The sequence below is a fragment of the Flavobacterium sp. genome (genome assembly GCF_013823965.1).
Taxonomy (GTDB): Bacteria; Bacteroidota; Bacteroidia; order Flavobacteriales; family Flavobacteriaceae; genus Flavobacterium.
The window spans coordinates 23,721-43,933 of the sequence record NZ_PNNA01000045.1 but is presented as its reverse complement, the minus strand read 5'-3'; the positions used below and the strand labels follow the sequence as shown (position 1 = coordinate 43,933).

The window sequence follows — 20,213 nt, the reverse complement described above, 5'->3', positions numbered from 1 at the left end:
ATGAAACAATTGGGAATAAAACCAATCATAAAACCCATTCGTGGCGGAACAGACGGCTGTCAATTGTCTTACAAAGGTTTGCCTTGTCCCAATATTTTCGCCGGCGGTCATAATTTTCACGGAAAATACGAATATGTTCCCGTGGAAAGTATGCAAAAAGCAGTTAATGTAATTGTGAAAATTGCAGAACTAACGGCAGCCACCAATTAATAAAATGTATCATTTACCACATACAACTAAACCATCTTTTGATGGTTTTTTTTATGGGAGACAATTAAATTTCTTATGGCAAAACCTTAACATCTTCGGATTGCTTTAATGATTATATTTGATAATGATTTATTGGCAATCAATTTTTATCTAGTTGATCACGTTAAAAACAACATTATGGAAGAACATAAAGAAGAAATTACAAGTAAAATCACCACAGCAAAAGTGGATGAAGCCGCAACTCCAAAACCAAGGAAACCAAGAGTCAGCAAATCAACAAAAAAAGTTGAATCGACCAACGAAATCCCTGTGGCAGAAGAAAATCAACTGGAACCATTTCTAGAAGAAGAAAGCTCATTGATTGAATTAGAATCCAAAAAAGACAAGAAAAAGAAAAAAAACAAGAAAAAAGAAAAAGAGAAAAAGAAAGCTAAAAAAGCGAAAGAAAAAGCGAAAGAAAAAGCAAAGGCTAAAGCTAAAAAGGCCAAAAAAGCAAAGAAGGAAAAAGCGAAAAAAGCAAAGATAAAAGCTAAAGCAAAAGAAAAAAAGGCAAAAGCTAAAGCTAAAAAAGCGAAGAAAAACAAGAAAAATAAAAGCAAGAAAAAATAATCTTTCTAAACAAAAAGCCCCAATTCACAAAATAGAATTGGGGCTTTTTTATTGTTAAGATGGTAGATTATGCCTTTTTATTCAAAGATGCACTCATTTCCATGGAAATCGCAGAACGCTCCATTTTTAGTTTTCCAGCCATGGTTTCGATAACAACAGTTCCTTCTGAAAGCTCGGCCACTTTTCCGTGAAGACCACTTTTGGTGATGATTTTATCGCCTACTTTCAAGGCAGTTTCAAATTCTTTTTCTTGTTTGGCTCTTTTTTGTTGCGGTCTAATCATGAAGAAATAGATCACGACAAACATTAATAGAAACGGTGCAAATTGAGTTAATTGTTCCATAATTTTAAATTCTTTTTTGTGATTTGATTATTGTTTTTTTGTAATTCTTTCTTTTTACATTAACCCACGACCCATTTTTTGGATGCGATTACTGGTTTGTAGTTCTTTTACTAAATTATCCAAAATTCCGTTGATAAAAATACTGCTTTTTGGCGTGGAATACTCTTTGGCCAGCTCTAAATATTCATTCAGTGTCACTTTTACTGGAATCGAAGGGAATTTCAAAAATTCACAAATCGCCATTTTAAGAATAATGGTGTCAATTTCGGCAATTCTATCGGTATCCCAGTTGGGAGTTTTGTCTTCATATTCTTTGGCCAATTCCTTTTCGTTCAAGATGGTTTTTCGAAACAAATCTTTAACAAAATCTCGGTCTTCGTTGTCTTTGAATAATTTTGGAATCCTGAAATTCCCTTCCTCAACAGGTTTTATGGCCTTCAATTGCTTGATAATATGCGTGTTTACCAATGGAATATCATCAATCCAAGTCAGTTTATTGTCTTCCAGATACTCGTATAATTTTTCATTTGGAACAATCACGTCCATAAACAAATCAACAATAAAATCCCTGTCTTCTTCGAATGTGTTAATTGTGTTGTACATATAATTCTCGTACAATTTGCTTTGTTTCACATCATCAAGAAGCAGTAAAATATAATCATCGTTTAAAGTCCAATTGTTGATTTTACGGTTTTCGAGAGCAATACTTAGCGAATTATTTTCGGCAAGAATTTGAAAAATACTATTTTTGATAAACTTTTCGTTGGGCTTGCGCTCTTGCGGAGTAGCTAGATGTTTTTGACTGGATAGGTGTAAAAAGATGGTTTCTTTTTTACAAATCTCTATCAAGGAGGATAGCATTATAAGGTATAAATCCTGGATGGCATCGATACTGTAATAAAGGAATTTCTCTTCTTTTTCTAAATTATCTGAGCCATTTTGATGCATCGCATAAATGGATTGCATGACCTTAACGCGAATGTGTCTTCTATTTACCACCTTGTAAGAACTTTTATTAATTAGTTTGCAAAAATAAGAATTTCATTTTTTAAAATATAATTAAACTTGAAAAATATATGAATTTCATCTTACCTTTGAAATTCTTAAGAATCATTACTTATTATGAAAGAATTACGCTATCTCAATAAATACTTCGTCAAATACAAATTCAGCTTTTTGCTGGGAATCCTCATTACCATAATAGCCCAAATATTTTCGCTGTTTACTCCAAAATTGATCAGCAAATCATTTAAGGCCATCGAAGATTTCTCGAAAGACGAAACCATTTCAAAATCGTTTATTCGCCAAGAATTAATCTCGGATATCTTGCTGATTATTGCCACGACAGTTATTGCTGGTTTCCTGACATTTTTGATGCGTCAAACCCTCATCGTGATGTCGCGTCACATTGAATTCGATTTGAAAAACGAGGTTTTCAGGCAATACGAAAATCTTTCGCAGAATTTCTACAAACAAAACCGCACGGGAGATTTGATGAACCGCATTAGCGAGGATGTTTCCAAGGTAAGAATGTACGTTGGCCCAGCCGTAATGTATACCATAAACACCATCATCCGTTTTGCAATCGTGATTGTTTACATGTTCAATGTATCGCCACGACTGACTTTGTATACCTTGCTCCCCTTGCCTATTTTGTCTTATGCCATTTTTAGAATAAGTTCCGAAATCAATAAAAGGAGTACCGTTTTTCAACAATATTTATCCAAAGTTTCCAGTTTTACCCAAGAAATATTTTCAGGAATCCGGGTTATAAAAGCCTATTCGTTGGAAGATCAACACCAGAAAAATTTGGTAGAATTGGCTGAGGAAAGCAAAAGCAAGAGTTTGAATTTAGCAAAAATCCAAGCTTTATTTGGGCCTTTAATGATGGCACTTATTGGAATAAGCAACTTGGTCGTGATTTATTTTGGTGGATTGATGTACATTGACGGAACCATAAAAAGCATTGGAACCATTGCCGAATTTATTTTGTACGTAAACATGCTGACTTGGCCGGTAGCTTCCTTGGGCTGGGTTTCATCTATGGTTCAAGAAGCTGAAGCATCGCAAAAACGCATCAACGAGTTCTTGAAAATCGAACCGGAAATACAGAACAACAATCCCGAAAAATCGGTTATTGAAGGCGCAATTTCTTTCGAAAACGTAAGCTACACTTATGAAGATACGAACATAAAAGCATTGGAAAACGTGACTTTTACGGTTCATAAAGGCGAGACTTTGGCAATACTTGGAAAAACAGGTTCTGGAAAATCAACCATTGTTTCCTTGATTTCGCGCCTGTATGATGTTACCGAAGGACACATTACCATTGATGAAAAAGAAATTAGTGCCGTGAACTTGTACGATTTGCGCAACAGCATAGGGATTGTGCCTCAAGATGCTTTTTTGTTTTCGGACAGTATCAAGAACAACATCAAGTTTGGCAAAGAAAACGCCACTGACGAGGAAGTGAAAGCTGCTGCAAAAAGCGCCGTGGTACACGACAACATTATGGGATTCAACAAACAATACGACACCGTTCTTGGCGAAAGAGGAATTACGCTTTCTGGCGGACAAAAACAGCGGGTTTCCATTGCAAGAGCAATTATAAAAAACCCAAAAATTTTACTTTTCGACGATTGCTTGTCGGCAGTGGATACTGAAACGGAAGAAGCCATTTTGAACAACTTGCAGGAAATATGCAAGGACAAAACCACCATTATTGTGAGTCACAGGGTATCATCGGCAAAAAATGCAGACAGGATTATTGTCCTTGATGAAGGGAAAATTATCGAGCAAGGTTCTCATAATCAATTGATAAATCAAGAAGGCTATTATGCAGCGCTGTATTTGAAACAACTTTCTGAAAAAGAATTGCAATAATTGTTGTGTAATAAATATATTTTTTAGATTTTTGGTTAATGCTTAAACAACATTAAATAGAAAGAAGGATTATGAGAGAAAATGACATGTTAGAAAAAGAAGAGATATTTTCCAAGGTTTTGAGAGCCGGACGAAGAACTTATTTCTTTGATGTAAGGGCCACAAAAGCGGATGATTATTACATTACAATTACAGAAAGCAAAAAATTTACAGAAGCTGACGGATCATTCCACTTCAAAAAACACAAAATATATTTATACAAAGAAGATTTTGCCGCTTTTGCTGAAATACTGGAGGAGATGACTTCATACGTTTTGAACCACAAAGGCGAAGAAGTAATCTCTGAAAGACACCAAAAAGATTTCAAAAAAGAATATGCTTCCGAAAAAGAAGAAGAGGAAATAGCACTGCCATCAACATCGATTTTTACCAATATCGAATTTGACGATATTTAGTTTTCAACAAAAACCAACAATAACTAACCAAAACCAACCTTAATTAGTCCAAAAACCGAAAGTTTTTGGACTTTTTTTATAGCTGCATTCTGTTTTTTCAATAAAAATATGATGTATTTTTGTAATGCGAAATTTATTTTTTTTATGGCCATTATTACAAATACAACATCAAATTACATCTCTTTTTTCAAAGAGACTTTTGTGTGTGGCGCCAAATTTTCGCATTCAAAAGCATTTGTCCATTAGACCTTCGTCTATAAAACAAGCTACTTCAGACGAAGGTTTTTCTTCAATACCATTCCTAAATTAACAAAATGATTTTAATGTCAATTTACTTTTCTGGTAAATTGACCTTTTAACTAATTCATTTACCTACTTTTTAAAAAAGAATCAATCCTAAAACAAATCAATATGAAACCAACTCCAGTTTTAACATTCACCGATTATAATATTCTTCGAAAATTGGTGAAAAACGCAAAAGATGCTACAAACATTAGAGAAATCGCCTTGCTTACACAAGAGTTAGACCGAGCGATTGTAAACAAAGAAGATGAGCTTGATCAAGCCATTATCCGAATAAATTCTCATGCAATAATCGAAGATGTCAACAGCAAACAACAAATGAAGATTCAAATTGTCATGCCTTCACAATCTAATATAAAAGAAGGCAAAGTGTCTATCTTGGCACCATTGTCAATAGCTATTATTGGCTTTAAAGAGAATGACCAAGTAGATTGGTTGTTGCCATCCGGGAATAAAGTTTTAAAAATAATTAATGTAGAGAACAGTTCAAACACTTAATAATTTCGCTTTTAAACACCTCAAATTTTTGAAGGTGTTTTTTTTTATCCAATACGCAAACCGTTTTCTATCTTGAAATCGGGTGTCAGCAAAATTACGTCGCCTTCCTGCCCCATTGCTCCAAGAACCAAACATTCACTCATAAACTTCCCGATTTGCTTTTTAGGAAAATTAACCACGGCAACAATTTGCCGGTTTAGTAAATCTTCTTTTGGATAGCGTTTGGTAATTTGCGCCGAAGTTTTTCGAATTCCAATTTCAGGACCAAAATCAATCGTGAGTTGGTAAGCCGGCTTTCTGGCTTCGGGAAAATCATTGACTTCGAGAATGGTCCCCACTCTCATTTCCACTTTTTCGAATTCTATCCAGGTTAAATCCATAGTTTGTTCGTTGTTTAAATTTAATTTTGTTTCACAAACTAATTTAGTCTTTCCAGCCCAAAAAACAATACTTTTTCATAACTTTAAACTTTCGAAACAAACAAAAATGTCGCGAACTCCTTCCAATATGTTGCCACTCGGAACCATTGCTCCCGAATTTTATCTTAAAGATACCAACTCCAACGAAAGTTTTTCATTTTCAGACTTAAAAGGCGAAAAAGGCACTCTGGTAATATTCATCTGCAATCATTGCCCATTTGTGCATCACGTCGTGCCAGAAATCGTCATGATTGCTAATGATTACAGGGTTCAAGGCATTGGAATCGTAGCCATTTCCAGTAATGATATAGTAAATTACCCTCAAGATTCCCCTGAATTGATGACCGAATTTGCTTTCGAAAACAAGCTCGAGTTTCCATATCTATACGACGAAACCCAGGAAGTGGCCAAAGCCTTCGATGCCGCTTGTACACCTGATTTCTTCTTGTTCGACAACCAGGACAAATTGGTCTATCGAGGACAATTGGACGACAGCCGACCTGGAAACGGAATTCCATTGAGTGGAAGCGATTTGCATGGTGCAATTGATGGCGTAATCTATAACCGAATCATCAATCCCGACCAAAAACCGAGTTTGGGTTGTAATATTAAATGGAAGTAAATAATAATTTATTTATATGCCATTTCGACCAAATGGAGAAATGACAAAAAGATTTGACAAAAAAAATCCCAAAACTCTCGCTTTGGGATTCTAAATGAATTCGATTGTTCAATACTATAAACTACGACTGAACACTGAATACTATTACTTCACGTCCATTAATTCTACGTCGAAAATCAAAGTGGCATTTGGTGGAATAACTCCTCCTGCCCCTTCAGGTCCGTATCCCAAATCAGATGGAATGACGAAACGCGCTTTGTCTCCTACTTTCAACAAGGCAATTCCTTCGTCCCAACCTTCGATAACTTGACCAATTCCCAGTTTGAATTCGATTGGTTTTTTTCTTGGGTAAGAAGAATCAAAAACTTTTCCGTTCTCTAATGAACCTTCGTAATGAACTGAAACTGTTTTTCCAGCTTGTGCTTGTTTGCCATCACCTTTTTGGATGAATTGGTAACGCAATCCGCTTTCGGTTTTTTCGAAACCAGCAGCTAATTTTTCCATTTTCGCTTCAGATTCTGCTTTTAAAACAGCTTCACGTTTTAGACGGGCACCTTTCAAACCTACGAAAGCTTCAATGGCATTCCAGTTGTTGGCTTCCTCACCAACTCTAAGAATTTCTACCGATTCTAAAACATCGCCTTGGGCAACGGCATCTACTACATTTTGCCCTTCAACTACGTTTCCAAAAACAGTGTGTTTATTATCCAACCACGGTGTGGCAACATGCGTGATAAAAAACTGGGAACCGTTTGAACCTGGTCCCGAGTTGGCCATAGACAAAACTCCCGGTGCATCGTGACGCAAATCTTGATGAAACTCATCATCAAATTTGTACCCTGGATCTCCGGTTCCGGTTCCTAAAGGACAACCTCCTTGAATCATGAAATCTGGAATCACTCTATGAAATTTTAATCCGTCATAGAATTTTACCCCTTGAGGTTTTATTTTATTTTCCATATTTCCTTCTGCAAGAGCTACAAAATTCCCTACAGTTCCAGGTGTTAAATCGTGTGTTAGTTTTACTAAAATCGACCCTTTTGCGGTGTTGAATTTAGCGTATATTCCGTTTTCCATTTTTATTGTTTTTTATTGAAATGCAAATTTACGAATTAATTAGAGAATTTGAAAATTTGAAAATTTATCCACTTTCTAACACGTCATTTTCTGCCTAAAATCTTCGCGAACCGGGCAAAAAACATCTATCAGCAATTTTGCATTGTTTTTTATTGAAATACCAGATTACAAATCACTTTTCTTGTAAATAATTGATAATCGAAATAACGTCTTGATTTCCCATACCTGATTGTAATGCTCCAGAATAAGTTTCAATGACGGCATCCGTTAAAGGAAAATTGACTCCATTTTTTTGAGCCAGCATAATATCTTTTTGCATCAAGCTCAAGGCAAATGCAGGTTGGTAATCGTCGTTGATGAGCAATGGCGTTTTTACTTTTGTGGCGCCGCTTCCGCAAGCACTTTCATTGATGATTTCCAATAAATCCGAGCGATGGATGCCATTATTTTCGGCAAATAATACTGTTTCAGCCAAGCCTAGATACAAAATTGAAAGGTAATAATTCACGCTCAATTTGGTCGCAATTCCTTTCCCATTTGGGCCTACGTGTTTTATGAATTTACCTAATTTTTCAAAATATGGCAAGGCTAAACTTAGGTCAGTTGCATCGCCACCAACCATTATTGTCAAAGCTCCATTTGCTGCGGGTTGCGTACTTCCTGCTACGGGAGCATCTAGAAATGAAGCGTTTTTTTGTTTCAGTTTTTGGGCAATATTGACTGATAATTGTTCCGAAATCGTACTCATATCAATAAAAAGTTTGCCTTCTATTGCTTCCATTCCCAGAATTTCGTCATAGACCATCGTTACCGCTTCGTCATTGCTCAACATAGTGAAAATAATGTCGGATTGAGTGACTAATTCCGTGACGTTTTGGGCAATGGTGACATTGGTATTTTCAAACGGTTTTGCTTTTTCAATACTTCTGTTGAATACGGTTAACGGAAAACCTGCCTTCGACAAATTGCTCGCCATTGGGGTTCCCATATTGCCAAGACCTATCCAGCCTATATGTTTCATTTTTATTATTTTTTTGATTGATAAGACTTCAAATATACTAAAAAACGAGGGTTGTTTTTCTATAATCCTATGTCAAAAATTGGTTGAAAACCGAAAATCACTAACTCAAAGTCGGGAAACTTTAAGAAGCAGGCCATATTTGGTATTTATTTCACTTTAAACTGCTTCAAAAGTTGGACAAATTGTTTTCTTTGATACCAATCATTGAAAACTAAATCATATTTTTCAACAGTAAATTTTCCAAAATTAAAATCTCTGTATTTTTTTAAAGTCTCCATCAATTTCTCTTTATTTTTAATTCTTTTTCGAAAACGTACCACAGTGGAATGGGCTGTTGATATCGAATAACGCTTGTCAATACTCTCTTCCAATCCTGAGTTTTTAAAATTATTTCTCAAATTGTTTCTTAAGTCGTCCAGAAAATTATCACTAACAAAACCCTGAATCATAATAGCCGATGGAGAAACGGTTATTCCCTCGAAATTAATTTCAAAACTATTTATGCCGACTAGACTTTTTTCTATAATTTCAACATAATCTGGAACTGAAATAGTGGCCAAATTAAAACCATTATAACACGATATAATAGACATTACGGTAATATGAATATCCGAATTAGGATAATAATATTGTTCAAAATCAATTAATTTCAGCTCGTCTAAAAAATGCTGAATACTATTTTTAACTTGAATACTGGGGCGGATTAATAAAGTAATGCCAAATCTATCATCCAACGATGAATCAATTTGATCGTCTATAAGATAAGTATCATTCAAAAGAAATTCGATAGATGTTTCGTAAAGATTGCTATAATATTTGTCTAAATCCATTACCTTTTATACTTTAGTTTTGGTCGATATCAATTTTAATAGTGCAAAATCCTGCAAATAAATCTTGATATTGCAAAACTCAGAATTGCTCGATTTTATGTTATGCAATATATAACATTTCAATCTTCGACCCTTTAAATTTTTCAATCTCAAAAACTTTGTACATTTGCAGCCTAGAAACTCAATTATGCGCATTGATATTATTACCGTTTTGCCCGAATTATTGCGAAGCCCGTTTGAAGCTTCGATGATGAAACGTGCCATCGACAAAGGAATCGTGGAAGTTCATTTCCATAATTTAAGAGATTACACGACCAACAAACAGAAAAGTGTGGATGATTATCCTTACGGTGGTGGAGCCGGAATGGTAATGAATATCCAACCTATTGACGATTGCATCACGCATTTGAGAAACGAAAGAACCTACGACGAAATCATTTACATGTCACCTGACGGGGAAACTTTGAACCAGAAAATGGCCAACACGATGTCGATGTACGAAAACATTATCATTCTTTGCGGTCATTACAAAGGTGTGGATCAGAGAGTACGCGACCATTTTATCACCAAGGAAATCTCTATTGGTGATTATGTTTTGAGTGGCGGAGAATTAGGTGCCTTGGTGTTGTGCGATGCTTTAATCCGATTGATTCCTGGCGTTTTGAGCGACGAAACCTCGGCTTTGACGGACAGTTTTCAAGATAATTTATTGTCGGGACCAATTTACACAAGACCTGCCGATTATAAAGGATGGAAAGTTCCTGAAGTTTTAACCAGCGGAAATTTTGCCAAAATCGACAAATGGCGAGAAGACATGGCGTATGAACACACAAAAAATAGACGTCCGGATTTACTAGGGGAATAGTTGGCAGTTGGCAATGTTGAAATAAATAAAAGATTTAAGTTGGTAGATTTCTGAAATCTGAAACCTGCTAACCGCAATCTGATTACTGACCACTGAATACTTTGAAATAAAGTTTGTAAATTACCAAAAAAGATGTAATTTTGCGCCCTCATTAGACCAACCTCTGGCGAAATCCGTGAATGTTGCTCTTTTTAAAACCATAAAATAAAAATAAAATGGCAGATTTAATGAAATTCGTTCAAGACGAATTTGTAACAAGAAAAGATTTCCCTGTATTCGGAGCTGGAGACACAATCACGGTTTTCTACGAAATTAAAGAGGGTGAAAAAACAAGAACACAGTTTTTTAAAGGTGTTGTTATTCAAAGAAGAGGTTCTGGAAACACGGAAACTTTCACGATTCGTAAAATGTCAGGTTCAGTTGGTGTAGAGCGTATCTTCCCGGTTAACTTGCCAGCTTTGCAAAAAATCGAAATCAACAAGAAAGGTCACGTTCGTAGAGCTAGAATTTTCTACTTCAGAGAACTTACCGGTAAAAAAGCCAAAATTAGAGATAAAAGAAGATAGTCAAATAACTTCTTGTTCCAAAAGTCCCGATTATTTCGGGACTTTTTTTTGGATAAAACGGTCCTTTTGTTCAAAAAAAACTACGCTTTCTTTTGGCTGAACACTATCTATTTTCATTTTGACAAAAAAAGAAGCCTATTTTCAACAATTCGCGTTCAGCAAAATAAAAAATCATAATTCCATAATTTTTGAAGTTAAACCAAACTTAATTGAGGCGTATTCCTTTTTACGAAAACGTTTTTCTTACATTTGTAACCCAAAATAAATATTAAAACAATTTTTATTAAAATGTCAACGAAATCTAAAATTTTTTACACACTTACGGATGAGGCTCCTTTATTGGCCACTTATTCTTTTTTACCAATAGTTCAAGCATTTACGGCAACTTCTGATATCGAAATTGAACCTAGAGACATATCAGTTGCAGCACGAATATTATCCAATTTTTCGGAATTTTTAAAAGAAGACCAAAAAGTGGAAGACGCATTATTGGAATTGGGTAAATTAGCGAATACTCCTGAAGCCAATATCATAAAATTACCCAATGTTTCTGCCTCCGTACCTCAATTAAAAGCAGCCATTGCAGAATTGCAATCACAAGGTTATGCGGTTCCTAATTTTCCGGAAGAACCAAAAAATGACGAGGAATCGGCCATAAAAGCAAAATATTCCAAAGTATTGGGATCTGCGGTAAACCCGGTTTTACGTGAAGGTAACTCGGATCGTAGAGCTCCAAAAGCGGTAAAAAATTATGCCAAAGCCAACCCACATTCTATGGGTGCTTGGTCTGCCGATTCTAAAACAGCAGTAGCCTCGATGCAAAGCGGTGACTTTTACGGAAGTGAAAAATCAGTAACTCTTGGGACGGCAAACGACGTGAAAATTGAATTCGTTGCAAAAGACGGAACAACGACAGTCTTGAAAGCCAGCACTCCATTAAAAGCGGATGAAATAATTGATTGTTCCGTAATGAACATCAATACCTTGAAAACTTTTGTTGCCCAAACAATAAAAGAAGCCAAAGAACAAAACATCTTGTTTTCGGTTCACCTGAAAGCCACCATGATGAAAGTTTCCGATCCTATTATCTTTGGTTCGGTAGTGGAAGTTTACTTTGCAGACGTATTCGAAAAATACGCTTCTTTATTTGCAGAATTAAACATCGACACTCGTAATGGATTGGGTGATGTCTATGCAAAAATTGCCGGAACTCCACAAGAAAACGAAATAAAAACAGCATTGGACCAAGCCATCGAAAATGGACCGGCATTGGCCATGGTAAATTCCGACAAAGGAATTACCAATCTTCATGTTCCTTCGGATGTAATCGTGGATGCTTCCATACCTGCCATGATCCGTACTTCGGGACAGATGTACAATAAAGAAGGAAAACAACAAGATACCGTTGCCCTTATCCCGGACAGATGTTATGCTGGTGTTTTTGCTGCCGTAATTGATTTCTGCAAGAAAAACGGAGCATTCGACCCAAGAACAATGGGAAGTGTTTCAAACGTAGGTTTGATGGCCCAAAAAGCGGAAGAATACGGTTCGCATGACAAAACATTCCAATTGGCAGCAGACGGACTGGTTCGTGTGGTGGATGCAAACGGAGTGGTGCTAATGGAACAAAACGTGGAAGCGAGCGACATTTTCAGAATGTGCCAAACCAAGGATGCCCCAATTCAAGACTGGGTAAAACTAGCCGTAAACAGGGCACGTTTGACAAGTCTTCCAACTATTTTCTGGTTGGACAACAACAGGGCTCACGACAGAGAATTGATTCTTAAAGTTCAAAAATATTTAAAAGATTACGATACAACAGGCTTGGACATCCAAATCTTGAATCCGGTAGATGCGACTTACTTCACCATGGAGCGCATGATCAAAGGATTGGACACCATATCCGTATCCGGAAACGTGTTGCGTGATTATTTGACGGACTTATTCCCTATTCTTGAATTGGGAACTTCCTCAAAAATGCTTTCTATCGTTCCCTTAATGAACGGTGGTGGATTATTTGAAACCGGTGCCGGTGGATCGGCTCCAAAACACGTGGAGCAATTCATTCAAGAAGGTTATTTGCGTTGGGATTCTCTTGGAGAATTCTTGGCTTTGGGCGCTTCATTGGAGCACTTGGGACAAACCCAAAACAATCCAAAAGCAATGATCTTGGCAGAAACCCTTGATGTGGCTACCGAAAAATTCTTGGCCAACGATAAATCTCCTGCTCGTAAAGTAGGTCAAATCGACAACCGTGGTTCCCACTTTTACTTGGCCATGTATTGGGCTGAAGCTTTGGGAGCACAAGACAAAGATGCCGAACTGAAAGCAATATTTGCTCCAGTAGCTGCCGAGTTTTTTGCAAATGAAACTAAAATCAACAGTGAATTGATTGGTGCACAAGGAAAACCACAAACAATTGGTGGTTACTACCAACCAAATCCTGAATTGACCAGCAAGGCAATGCGTCCAAGCGAAACATTCAACACGATATTGGCAAAAATCGCATAAACCAATTTTTCACAATTATGGAATACTACTAAAGACGACTTTCGGGTCGTCTTTTTTTATATATTTGAATGAACCAAAAACACACAACGGATTTTCAAAAATAAACTTCTAAAAATGACAACAAAAGAAACCATAACAGTCGAAACCCTTGTAAACGCCAGCATCGAAAAAGTCTGGACGTTTTGGACCAATCCCGAACACATCACAAAATGGTGTAATGCTTCGGAAGATTGGCACACCACCCGAGCCGAAAATGACATAGAAATTGAAAGCAAATTCCTCACCAGAATGGAAGCCAAAGACGGCAGTTTTGGTTTTGATTTCGAAGGAATTTATACCGATGTAATAACCAATGAAAAAATCAGTTATACTACTTTGGATGACAGAAAAGTGGGTATTACATTTTCGCCAACCGAAAGTGGAATCCAAATCACGGAAACATTTGAAGCCGAAAACGAAAATCCCCTCGAAATGCAAAAAATGGGCTGGCAGGCTATTTTGAATAATTTCAAAAATTACACGGAAAAGAATTGATTTGAAATCTCATACTAACAATTACAAAACCAAAGATGAAAAAAAATCCATATCCTTGCTTGTGGTTTGACGGCAATGCCAAAGCTACCGCAGATTTTTATTGTTCTATTTTCAATCATTCGAAAATAAATGACGACACACCGATGGTCGTTCGTTTTGAAATTGAAGGCCGATTGATGATGGGGTTGAACGGTGGTCCAATGTTCAAAATAAACCCTTCAATATCCCTTTTTGTGACTTGTGAAACCAACGAAGAAATTGAAACTATTTGGAACAAGCTCATCGAAGGCGGAAGCGCAATGATGCCTTTGGACGAATATCCTTGGAGCAAAAAATACGGTTGGCTCGTTGACAAATTTGGAATGACTTGGCAATTAATGCTGGGTGAATTGTCTTCAGAGCAACAAAAAATAATGCCTTGTTTTCTATTTGTTGGAGATCAATACGGTCGGGCTGAAGAAGCCATAAAAATGTATACTTCTATTTTCCCAAATTCGGAAATAGGCCGTTTAGAAATCTATGAAGCCGGTGAACCGCAAACCGAAGGAAAATTAAAATTTGGCGATTTTAAGTTACAAAACGAAATATTCATCGCAATGGATGGTTTTGGCGGTCACGAATTTCAATTTAACGAAGGCGTTTCGCTAGTCGTGGAATGTGACACCCAAGAGGAAATAGACGCATATTGGTCAAAATTGACGGAAGGCGGAAGCGAGAGTCAATGTGGTTGGCTCAAAGACCGGTTTGGTGTTTCTTGGCAAATTGTACCTACCGTTTTAAGCAAATTAATGTCCGACCCAGAAAAAGCACCAAGAGTTATTCAAGCCTTTTTGAAAATGAAAAAAATGGACATTGATACCTTGTTGAAAGCCTAAAAATGGTATGAAAACGACTTTTAAAGATATCGACGAATACATTGGCATTCAAACTCCCGAAGTCCAAATTCTTTTGGAACAAATACGGCAAACCATAAAAAATGCCGCCCCCGAAGCCGAGGAAGTCATCAGTTACAATATGCCGGCATTCAAATACCACGGAATGCTGGTGTATTTTGCGGCTTACAAAAACCACATCGGTTTTTATGCCACGCCCACGGGACATTCCCAATTCAAGGAAGAATTATCGGTTTACAAACAAGGAAAAGGTTCTGTCCAATTCCCATTAACAAATCCATTGCCCCTAGATTTAATAACAAAAATCGTGAAGTTTAGAGTAAGAGGAAACTTGAAAGGCAAATCAAACTAAATTCTTTTACAATTATAATCTAAAGACAATCTAAAAAAGCTTGTCTTTTTTTAACTTTACACGATTTTATCGCTTGTTTACAAAACTTTAACGCTTGTTGAATTACAAATAGCTCGTAACTTGACGAAATTTGCCACTCAAAATTTTAGAAATGATTTCAAAGAAAATTGCTACCCTTATCCTGTTTTTTTCAATAATATTTTCTTCTTTTTCCCAAGACACAAGCGTTAGCGAACTGGCAAAGCAAAAATTTACCCTAAGCGGAACCATTACCGATGCCAACAACAACGAAACTTTAATTGGAGTAAATATCTCCATACCTGAATTAAAAACTGGCGTGACCACCAATGAATACGGGTTTTATTCCCTTACACTTCCAAAAGGGATTTATAAAATCCAGATTACCTATTTAGGTTATCAAACCATTGAAGAAAAGGTAAATCTAGACCAAAACATAAAAACCAATTTCAAACTCATAGGCAACGAAACGGTTTTGCAAGAAGTCGTGATTATTGACAACAGCAACAAAGCCACGATTCGAAAACCAGAAATGAGCCTGAACAAACTATCCATTTCCACCATCAAAAAAATGCCTGTGGTCCTCGGAGAAGTCGACATCATCAAATCACTCTTGCTGCTTCCCGGAGTTTCAAATGCTGGCGAAGGCGCATCGGGTTTTAATGTTCGCGGTGGCGGTGCCGACCAAAATTTAATCTTGTTGGATGAAGCCACCATCTTTAATTCCTCGCACGTTTTTGGTTTTTTCTCGGTCTTTAATCCTGATGCCATCAAGGATTTAAAGTTGTACAAAGGTGGAATTCCTGCCCGTTATGGGGGAAGAGCATCGTCAGTGTTGGATATTTACCAAAAAGACGGAAACAGCAAAGAATTTCACGCCAATGGAGGAATCGGATTAATCACGAGCCGGATTTTGGCCGAAGGACCAATCGTGAAAGACAAAGGTTCATTCCTCATTGGAGGCAGAAGTTCTTATGCTCATTTATTCCTGAAATTATCCGAGGATCAAAAAGACAATGCCGCTTATTTTTATGATTTGAACACCAAATTGAGTTATAAATTGAACCCGAACAACAACCTGTATTTGTCGGGATATTTTGGCAGGGATGTTTTTTCCTTGAATAAAAGTTTCACCAATACGTACGGAAACGCCACTTTAAATTTAAGATGGAATCATTTGTTTTCCGATAAATTATTTTCTAATCTGTCGTTGATTTACAGCGATTATTATTATGGTTTAAACCTTGATTTCGTGGGGTTCAAATGGGATTCCGGCATTAAAAATTACAATATTAAATATGATTTTAAAAGTTATATATCGGATAAATTCAAATTGAATTACGGTGTTAATGGCATTTATTACGACTTTAATCCCGGGACCATTAAACCATCAAATGCGGATTCCGGTATTAATTACGACCAATTGGACAAAAAATATGCTTTTGAACCCGCTTTGTACCTCAACGCCGAACAAGAAATTTCAAAAAAAATCTCTCTTTCTTATGGTTTAAGATACAGCATATTTTACAGATTGGGCGCATCAACCGTTAATCTTTATGCCGACAACAATCCCGTTACTTTCAATTCGGATATGCAGATTTACGAACAAGCAACACCCATTGGAACAAAATTCTACAAAAAAAACAAAGTAATAAAAACGTACAACAATCTGGAACCTCGTTTTTCCGCCGGATTTCAACTCAATGAAAATCAATCCATAAAAGCGAGTTACAACAGAATGATCCAGTATTTACAATTGATTTCCAATACTTCGTCGCCTACTCCATTGGATGTTTGGACACCGAGCGACAAGTATATCAAACCCCAAATTGCAGACCAAGTGGCATTGGGTTATTTCAGGAATTTCAAGGAAAACATGTACTCAATCGAATTGGAAACGTATTACAAAGAAGTACAAAATCGATTAGATTACATTGATGGCGCCAATTTGATTGCCAATGATGCCATCGAACAAATAATTTTGAATGGCCAATTGCGATCATATGGTTTGGAAATTATGCTTCGAAAAAACGAAGGAAAACTCAACGGTTGGATTTCCTATACTTTATCCAAATCCGAACAGCAAACTCCGGGAAGAACAACAAATGAAACTGGAATCAACAATGGAAATTGGTACAATTCCGTTTATGACAAATTGCATAATCTTGCTGTAACAGGCGCCTATAATTTGAACAAAAAATGGGCTTTTGGAGCCAATTTTGTGCTGCAATCAGGACAACCGGTAACCTATCCGAATGGGCAATACGAATATTTAGGAATTCCCATTCCTAGCTATGGATTGAGAAATAAAAACAGACTTCCTGCTTATCATCACCTGGATATTTCGGCAACTTTGACACCACGTAAAAATGACAAAAGAAATTGGAAAGGCGAATGGGTTTTCAGCATTTACAATGTTTATAATCGAAAAAATGCCGCTTCGATAAATTTCCGGCAAAATGTAGACACTGGAAATAATGAAGCGATAAAAACTTCGATTTTCGGTATGGTTCCAGCCGTGAGTTATAATTTTAAATTTTAATCAAAATGAAAAAAATACAACTATTTTTAGTGATTGCAATGGCTGTGCTTTTCAATGGATGTGAGGATGTTATTGATGTCGATTTGAATACCGCTCCACCAAAACTAGTCATAGAAGCGACTATAAACTGGTACAAAGGAACATCAGGAAATGAGCAAAAAATAAAACTAACAACAACCACAAACTATTACGACCGTGTAATGCCAAAAGTTTCTAGAGCAACAGTTTTTATTAAAAACAGTTCCAATATTACTTTTAATTTTGTCGAAAATCCAAATACGGGCGAATATTTTTGCTCCAATTTTATACCCGTAATCAATGAAACTTACACTTTGACGGTTATTAGCAACGGTCAAACTTATACCGCCACGGAAACCCTGAAACCAGTGGCCCCAATAACTAAAGTCACACAAAACAACCTCGGCGGATTTGACGGAAAAACCATAGAAATAAAAGCCTATTTCAACGATCCAGCCACAGAAGACAATTATTATTTATTTGGATACAAATATCAAAACCCATTGGTAAACAATTATTATGCAGGCGAAGACACCTTTTTTCAAGGGAATGAATTTTTTAGTGCTTCCCAAAATGATGAATTAAAAGCTGGCGACAAAATAACGATAACCCATTTCGGAATTTCCAAAACATACTCTAATTACATCAAAGTTTTAGTCAGTATTGCTGGCAGTAGCAATGGAGCACCATTTCAATCTCCGGCCGCAACCGTGAGAGGCAACATCATAAATACCACGAATTTTGACAATTATGCTTTGGGATATTTCTCGCTATGCGAAGCCGATACCAAAAATTACGAGGTACAATAAGGAGTTAATCCAGCTGTTCATTACAAATTCCGAGTTATGAATCACTATCTTTGCATTCGTAATTTTCAATTCGTAATTCACAATTAATTATGTCTTCACACCATATCGTTCGCGATGACCAAGAACCGGCATTAATCATTGCCAACGGCGCTTCCTGTACCATCGAATTATTGGGACAACTACTCGAATGGTCACCATTAGTCATTGTATTAGACTCGGCAATGGAACGCGTTTTGGAATTGGGCATAAAAGTCGATGTGTTGCTGGGAGATTTTGACAGAGGTTTTGATCCCAATTATTACAAGGAAAAACAATTTCCCCTAGAAATTGTGCATACACCAGACCAAAACAAAACCGATTTAGAAAAAGCATTCGATTATCTTATAGAACGAAAAATACCAGCCGCAAACGTGGTTTGGGCAACCGGAAAACGTGCCGATCATACCATAACCAACATAACCAATATAACACAATACCGCAATTTATTAAAAATTGTGATGCTCGATGACCATTCCAAAATTTTTTTGCTGCCAAAAAAATACGAAAAATGGTATCCAAAAAATACGCCCATTTCTTTAATTCCAATAGGCCACGTAACAGGAATACACTCCGAAAACTTATTTTATCCATTGAAAAATGACAATCTAACCATTGGCTACAGAACCGGAAGCAGCAATCACGTCAAGGAAGACGGATTGGTGGTCATAGAACACGACCAAGGCGATTTGTTGATGATGGAATGCTGGGATTAATCAAGTCCAGACTTTAAATATATGTGGAAAATTTAAAATTCTTTTTTTCAACTATCTTTGCATCGAATTTAAGAAAATGAAACTGAAACCGATCATCGAAAAAACCAATTTACATCCCAGAAATCAACACCGTTTGGGATATAATTTTGAAGCATTAATCACCACTTGTCCTGAACTTCAAAACTTTGTGGCAATCAATGAACACCAAATAAAAACCATTGATTTCAGCAATCCCAAAGCCGTAAAAATACTCAATAAAGCCTTGTTGATTGCTGATTATGACATCAAAAATTGGGATATTCCGGAAAATTATCTTTGTCCCCCAATTCCTGGTCGCATGGATTACATCCATTATGTCGCCGATTTGTTGGCTTCCAACAACAACGGCATCATACCCGAAGGTGAAAACGTTCAGGTTTTGGATATTGGCATTGGGGCCAATTGTATTTATCCAATTTTGGGGAATTCCGTTTACGGTTGGTCATTTGTTGGAACAGAAATTGACGAAAAAGCCATTCAAAATTGCAAAAAAATTATTGAAGACAACCCGAAATTGATGGATTTCATCAGTCTACAATTGCAAACCGAATCACGTTTTATTTTCAAAAACATCATCACGCCCGAAGATCGATTTTCGCTCACGATTTGCAATCCGCCATTTCATTCCTCTCCTGAAGAAGCCACGAAAAGCTCCATCAGGAAAATTAATAATTTAGAAAATACCCGAACTTCAAAACCAGTGCTGAATTTTGGCGGACAGAAAGCTGAATTGTGGTGCGATGGCGGCGAACTGGGTTTCATCACCCAAATGATTTTCGAAAGTGCTAAATACCCAATGCAATGTCTTTGGTTTACGACTTTGGTTTCCAAAAAAGAAAATCTTTCCAGTTTATACAAAACCCTGAACAAAGTAAATCCGGTAGCCGTAAAAACCATCGATATGGCACAAGGCCAAAAAACCATCCGAATCCTGGCTTGGACGTTTCAAACGGAAACACAACAGAGGAACTGGAAGTTTGAAGAATAAACAACTCATTTTGTGCATTTGAAATACTTTTACTACATAATTTTGTAATATTTTTT

General features: G+C 36.6%; 21 protein-coding genes and 1 pseudogene. 16 read left to right on the top strand and 6 right to left on the bottom strand.

Annotated elements, in window-relative coordinates; genetic code table 11:
- Together C0430_RS05340 and C0430_RS05335 are read left to right on the top strand one after the other, a co-directional pair.
- Positions 1-210: pseudogene (locus C0430_RS05340) on the top strand (peptidase T); the annotation flags it as partial.
- A 309-nt stretch (positions 211-519) separates the two neighbouring features.
- Positions 520-819 carry a hypothetical protein gene (locus C0430_RS05335; RefSeq protein WP_290866253.1) on the top strand — a complete coding sequence of 100 codons (300 nt, stop codon included), beginning with the start codon at positions 520-522 and terminating at the stop codon, positions 817-819.
- A 67-nt stretch (positions 820-886) separates the two neighbouring features.
- On the opposite strand, the gene yajC is transcribed toward C0430_RS05335, so the two are convergent.
- Complete coding sequence (yajC, locus tag C0430_RS05330) at positions 887-1,162, bottom strand: preprotein translocase subunit YajC (RefSeq protein ID WP_290866251.1); 276 nt, start codon at positions 1,160-1,162, stop codon at positions 887-889.
- Positions 1,163-1,216: 54 nt separating this feature from the next.
- Positions 1,217-2,128: a transcription antitermination factor NusB gene (gene nusB / locus C0430_RS05325; protein ID WP_290866255.1), complete on the bottom strand. Its 912-nt coding sequence runs from the start codon at positions 2,126-2,128 to the stop codon at positions 1,217-1,219.
- Between the two features lie 156 nt (positions 2,129-2,284).
- On the opposite strand from nusB, the gene C0430_RS05320 reads away from it, so the two are divergent.
- From C0430_RS05320 to C0430_RS05310, 3 genes are all read left to right on the top strand, one after another.
- Positions 2,285-4,045 carry an ABC transporter ATP-binding protein gene (locus C0430_RS05320; RefSeq protein WP_290866249.1) on the top strand — a complete coding sequence of 587 codons (1,761 nt, stop codon included), beginning with the start codon at positions 2,285-2,287 and terminating at the stop codon, positions 4,043-4,045.
- A gap of 71 nt (positions 4,046-4,116) precedes the next feature.
- Positions 4,117-4,500 (top strand): PUR family DNA/RNA-binding protein, encoded by a 384-nt coding sequence (locus C0430_RS05315; protein ID WP_290866247.1) that lies wholly within the window; start codon positions 4,117-4,119, stop codon positions 4,498-4,500.
- Between the two features lie 411 nt (positions 4,501-4,911).
- Complete coding sequence (locus C0430_RS05310; RefSeq protein WP_290866245.1) at positions 4,912-5,301, top strand: GreA/GreB family elongation factor; 390 nt, start codon at positions 4,912-4,914, stop codon at positions 5,299-5,301.
- A 44-nt stretch (positions 5,302-5,345) separates the two neighbouring features.
- On the opposite strand, the gene C0430_RS05305 is transcribed toward C0430_RS05310, so the two are convergent.
- Entirely contained in the window at positions 5,346-5,681 is a 336-nt protein-coding gene (locus C0430_RS05305) for a tRNA-binding protein (RefSeq protein WP_290866243.1), read from the bottom strand.
- A gap of 106 nt (positions 5,682-5,787) precedes the next feature.
- Between C0430_RS05305 and C0430_RS05300 the strand changes: the two genes are divergently transcribed.
- Complete coding sequence (locus C0430_RS05300; protein ID WP_290866241.1) at positions 5,788-6,342, top strand: thioredoxin family protein; 555 nt, start codon at positions 5,788-5,790, stop codon at positions 6,340-6,342.
- Positions 6,343-6,486: 144 nt separating this feature from the next.
- Here C0430_RS05300 and C0430_RS05295 read toward each other — a convergent pair whose 3' ends face one another.
- The 3 genes from C0430_RS05295 to C0430_RS05285 form a co-directional block, all read right to left on the bottom strand.
- Positions 6,487-7,419, bottom strand: a complete 933-nt coding sequence (locus C0430_RS05295; RefSeq protein ID WP_290866239.1) for a peptidylprolyl isomerase — start codon at positions 7,417-7,419, stop codon at positions 6,487-6,489.
- A gap of 172 nt (positions 7,420-7,591) precedes the next feature.
- Entirely contained in the window at positions 7,592-8,440 is an 849-nt protein-coding gene (locus tag C0430_RS05290) for an NAD(P)-dependent oxidoreductase (protein WP_290866237.1), read from the bottom strand.
- 146 nt (positions 8,441-8,586) lie between these two features.
- Entirely contained in the window at positions 8,587-9,270 is a 684-nt protein-coding gene (locus tag C0430_RS05285; RefSeq protein WP_290866233.1) for a mutarotase, read from the bottom strand.
- A gap of 187 nt (positions 9,271-9,457) precedes the next feature.
- Here C0430_RS05285 and trmD point away from each other — a divergent pair, with 187 nt between their 5' ends.
- The 10 genes from trmD (at position 9,458) to rlmF (ending at position 20,157) form a co-directional block, all read left to right on the top strand.
- Positions 9,458-10,135, top strand: a complete 678-nt coding sequence (trmD, locus tag C0430_RS05280) for a tRNA (guanosine(37)-N1)-methyltransferase TrmD (protein ID WP_290866231.1) — start codon at positions 9,458-9,460, stop codon at positions 10,133-10,135.
- Positions 10,136-10,350: 215 nt separating this feature from the next.
- Complete coding sequence (gene rplS / locus C0430_RS05275; RefSeq protein ID WP_290866229.1) at positions 10,351-10,701, top strand: 50S ribosomal protein L19; 351 nt, start codon at positions 10,351-10,353, stop codon at positions 10,699-10,701.
- 288 nt (positions 10,702-10,989) lie between these two features.
- On the top strand, positions 10,990-13,212 hold the full coding sequence (locus C0430_RS05270; protein ID WP_290866227.1) for an NADP-dependent isocitrate dehydrogenase: 2,223 nt from the start codon (positions 10,990-10,992) through the stop codon (positions 13,210-13,212).
- A gap of 114 nt (positions 13,213-13,326) precedes the next feature.
- Complete coding sequence (locus C0430_RS05265) at positions 13,327-13,746, top strand: SRPBCC family protein (protein ID WP_290866225.1); 420 nt, start codon at positions 13,327-13,329, stop codon at positions 13,744-13,746.
- Between the two features lie 35 nt (positions 13,747-13,781).
- Positions 13,782-14,621: a VOC family protein gene (locus tag C0430_RS05260; RefSeq protein ID WP_290866223.1), complete on the top strand. Its 840-nt coding sequence runs from the start codon at positions 13,782-13,784 to the stop codon at positions 14,619-14,621.
- Between the two features lie 7 nt (positions 14,622-14,628).
- Complete coding sequence (locus C0430_RS05255) at positions 14,629-14,991, top strand: DUF1801 domain-containing protein (RefSeq protein ID WP_290866221.1); 363 nt, start codon at positions 14,629-14,631, stop codon at positions 14,989-14,991.
- A gap of 151 nt (positions 14,992-15,142) precedes the next feature.
- The gene (locus C0430_RS05250) at positions 15,143-17,551 is read left to right on the top strand and encodes a TonB-dependent receptor (RefSeq protein ID WP_290866217.1); all 2,409 of its coding nucleotides are present in this window, start codon (positions 15,143-15,145) and stop codon (positions 17,549-17,551) included.
- 5 nt (positions 17,552-17,556) lie between these two features.
- The gene (locus tag C0430_RS05245; RefSeq protein WP_290866215.1) at positions 17,557-18,378 is read left to right on the top strand and encodes a DUF4249 domain-containing protein; all 822 of its coding nucleotides are present in this window, start codon (positions 17,557-17,559) and stop codon (positions 18,376-18,378) included.
- A gap of 89 nt (positions 18,379-18,467) precedes the next feature.
- Complete coding sequence (locus C0430_RS05240; RefSeq protein WP_290866213.1) at positions 18,468-19,130, top strand: thiamine diphosphokinase; 663 nt, start codon at positions 18,468-18,470, stop codon at positions 19,128-19,130.
- Positions 19,131-19,206: 76 nt separating this feature from the next.
- Positions 19,207-20,157, top strand: coding sequence for a 23S rRNA (adenine(1618)-N(6))-methyltransferase RlmF (gene rlmF, locus C0430_RS05235; RefSeq protein ID WP_290866211.1), 951 nt, complete (start codon positions 19,207-19,209; stop codon positions 20,155-20,157).
- The last annotated feature ends 56 nt before the right edge of the window (positions 20,158-20,213 follow it).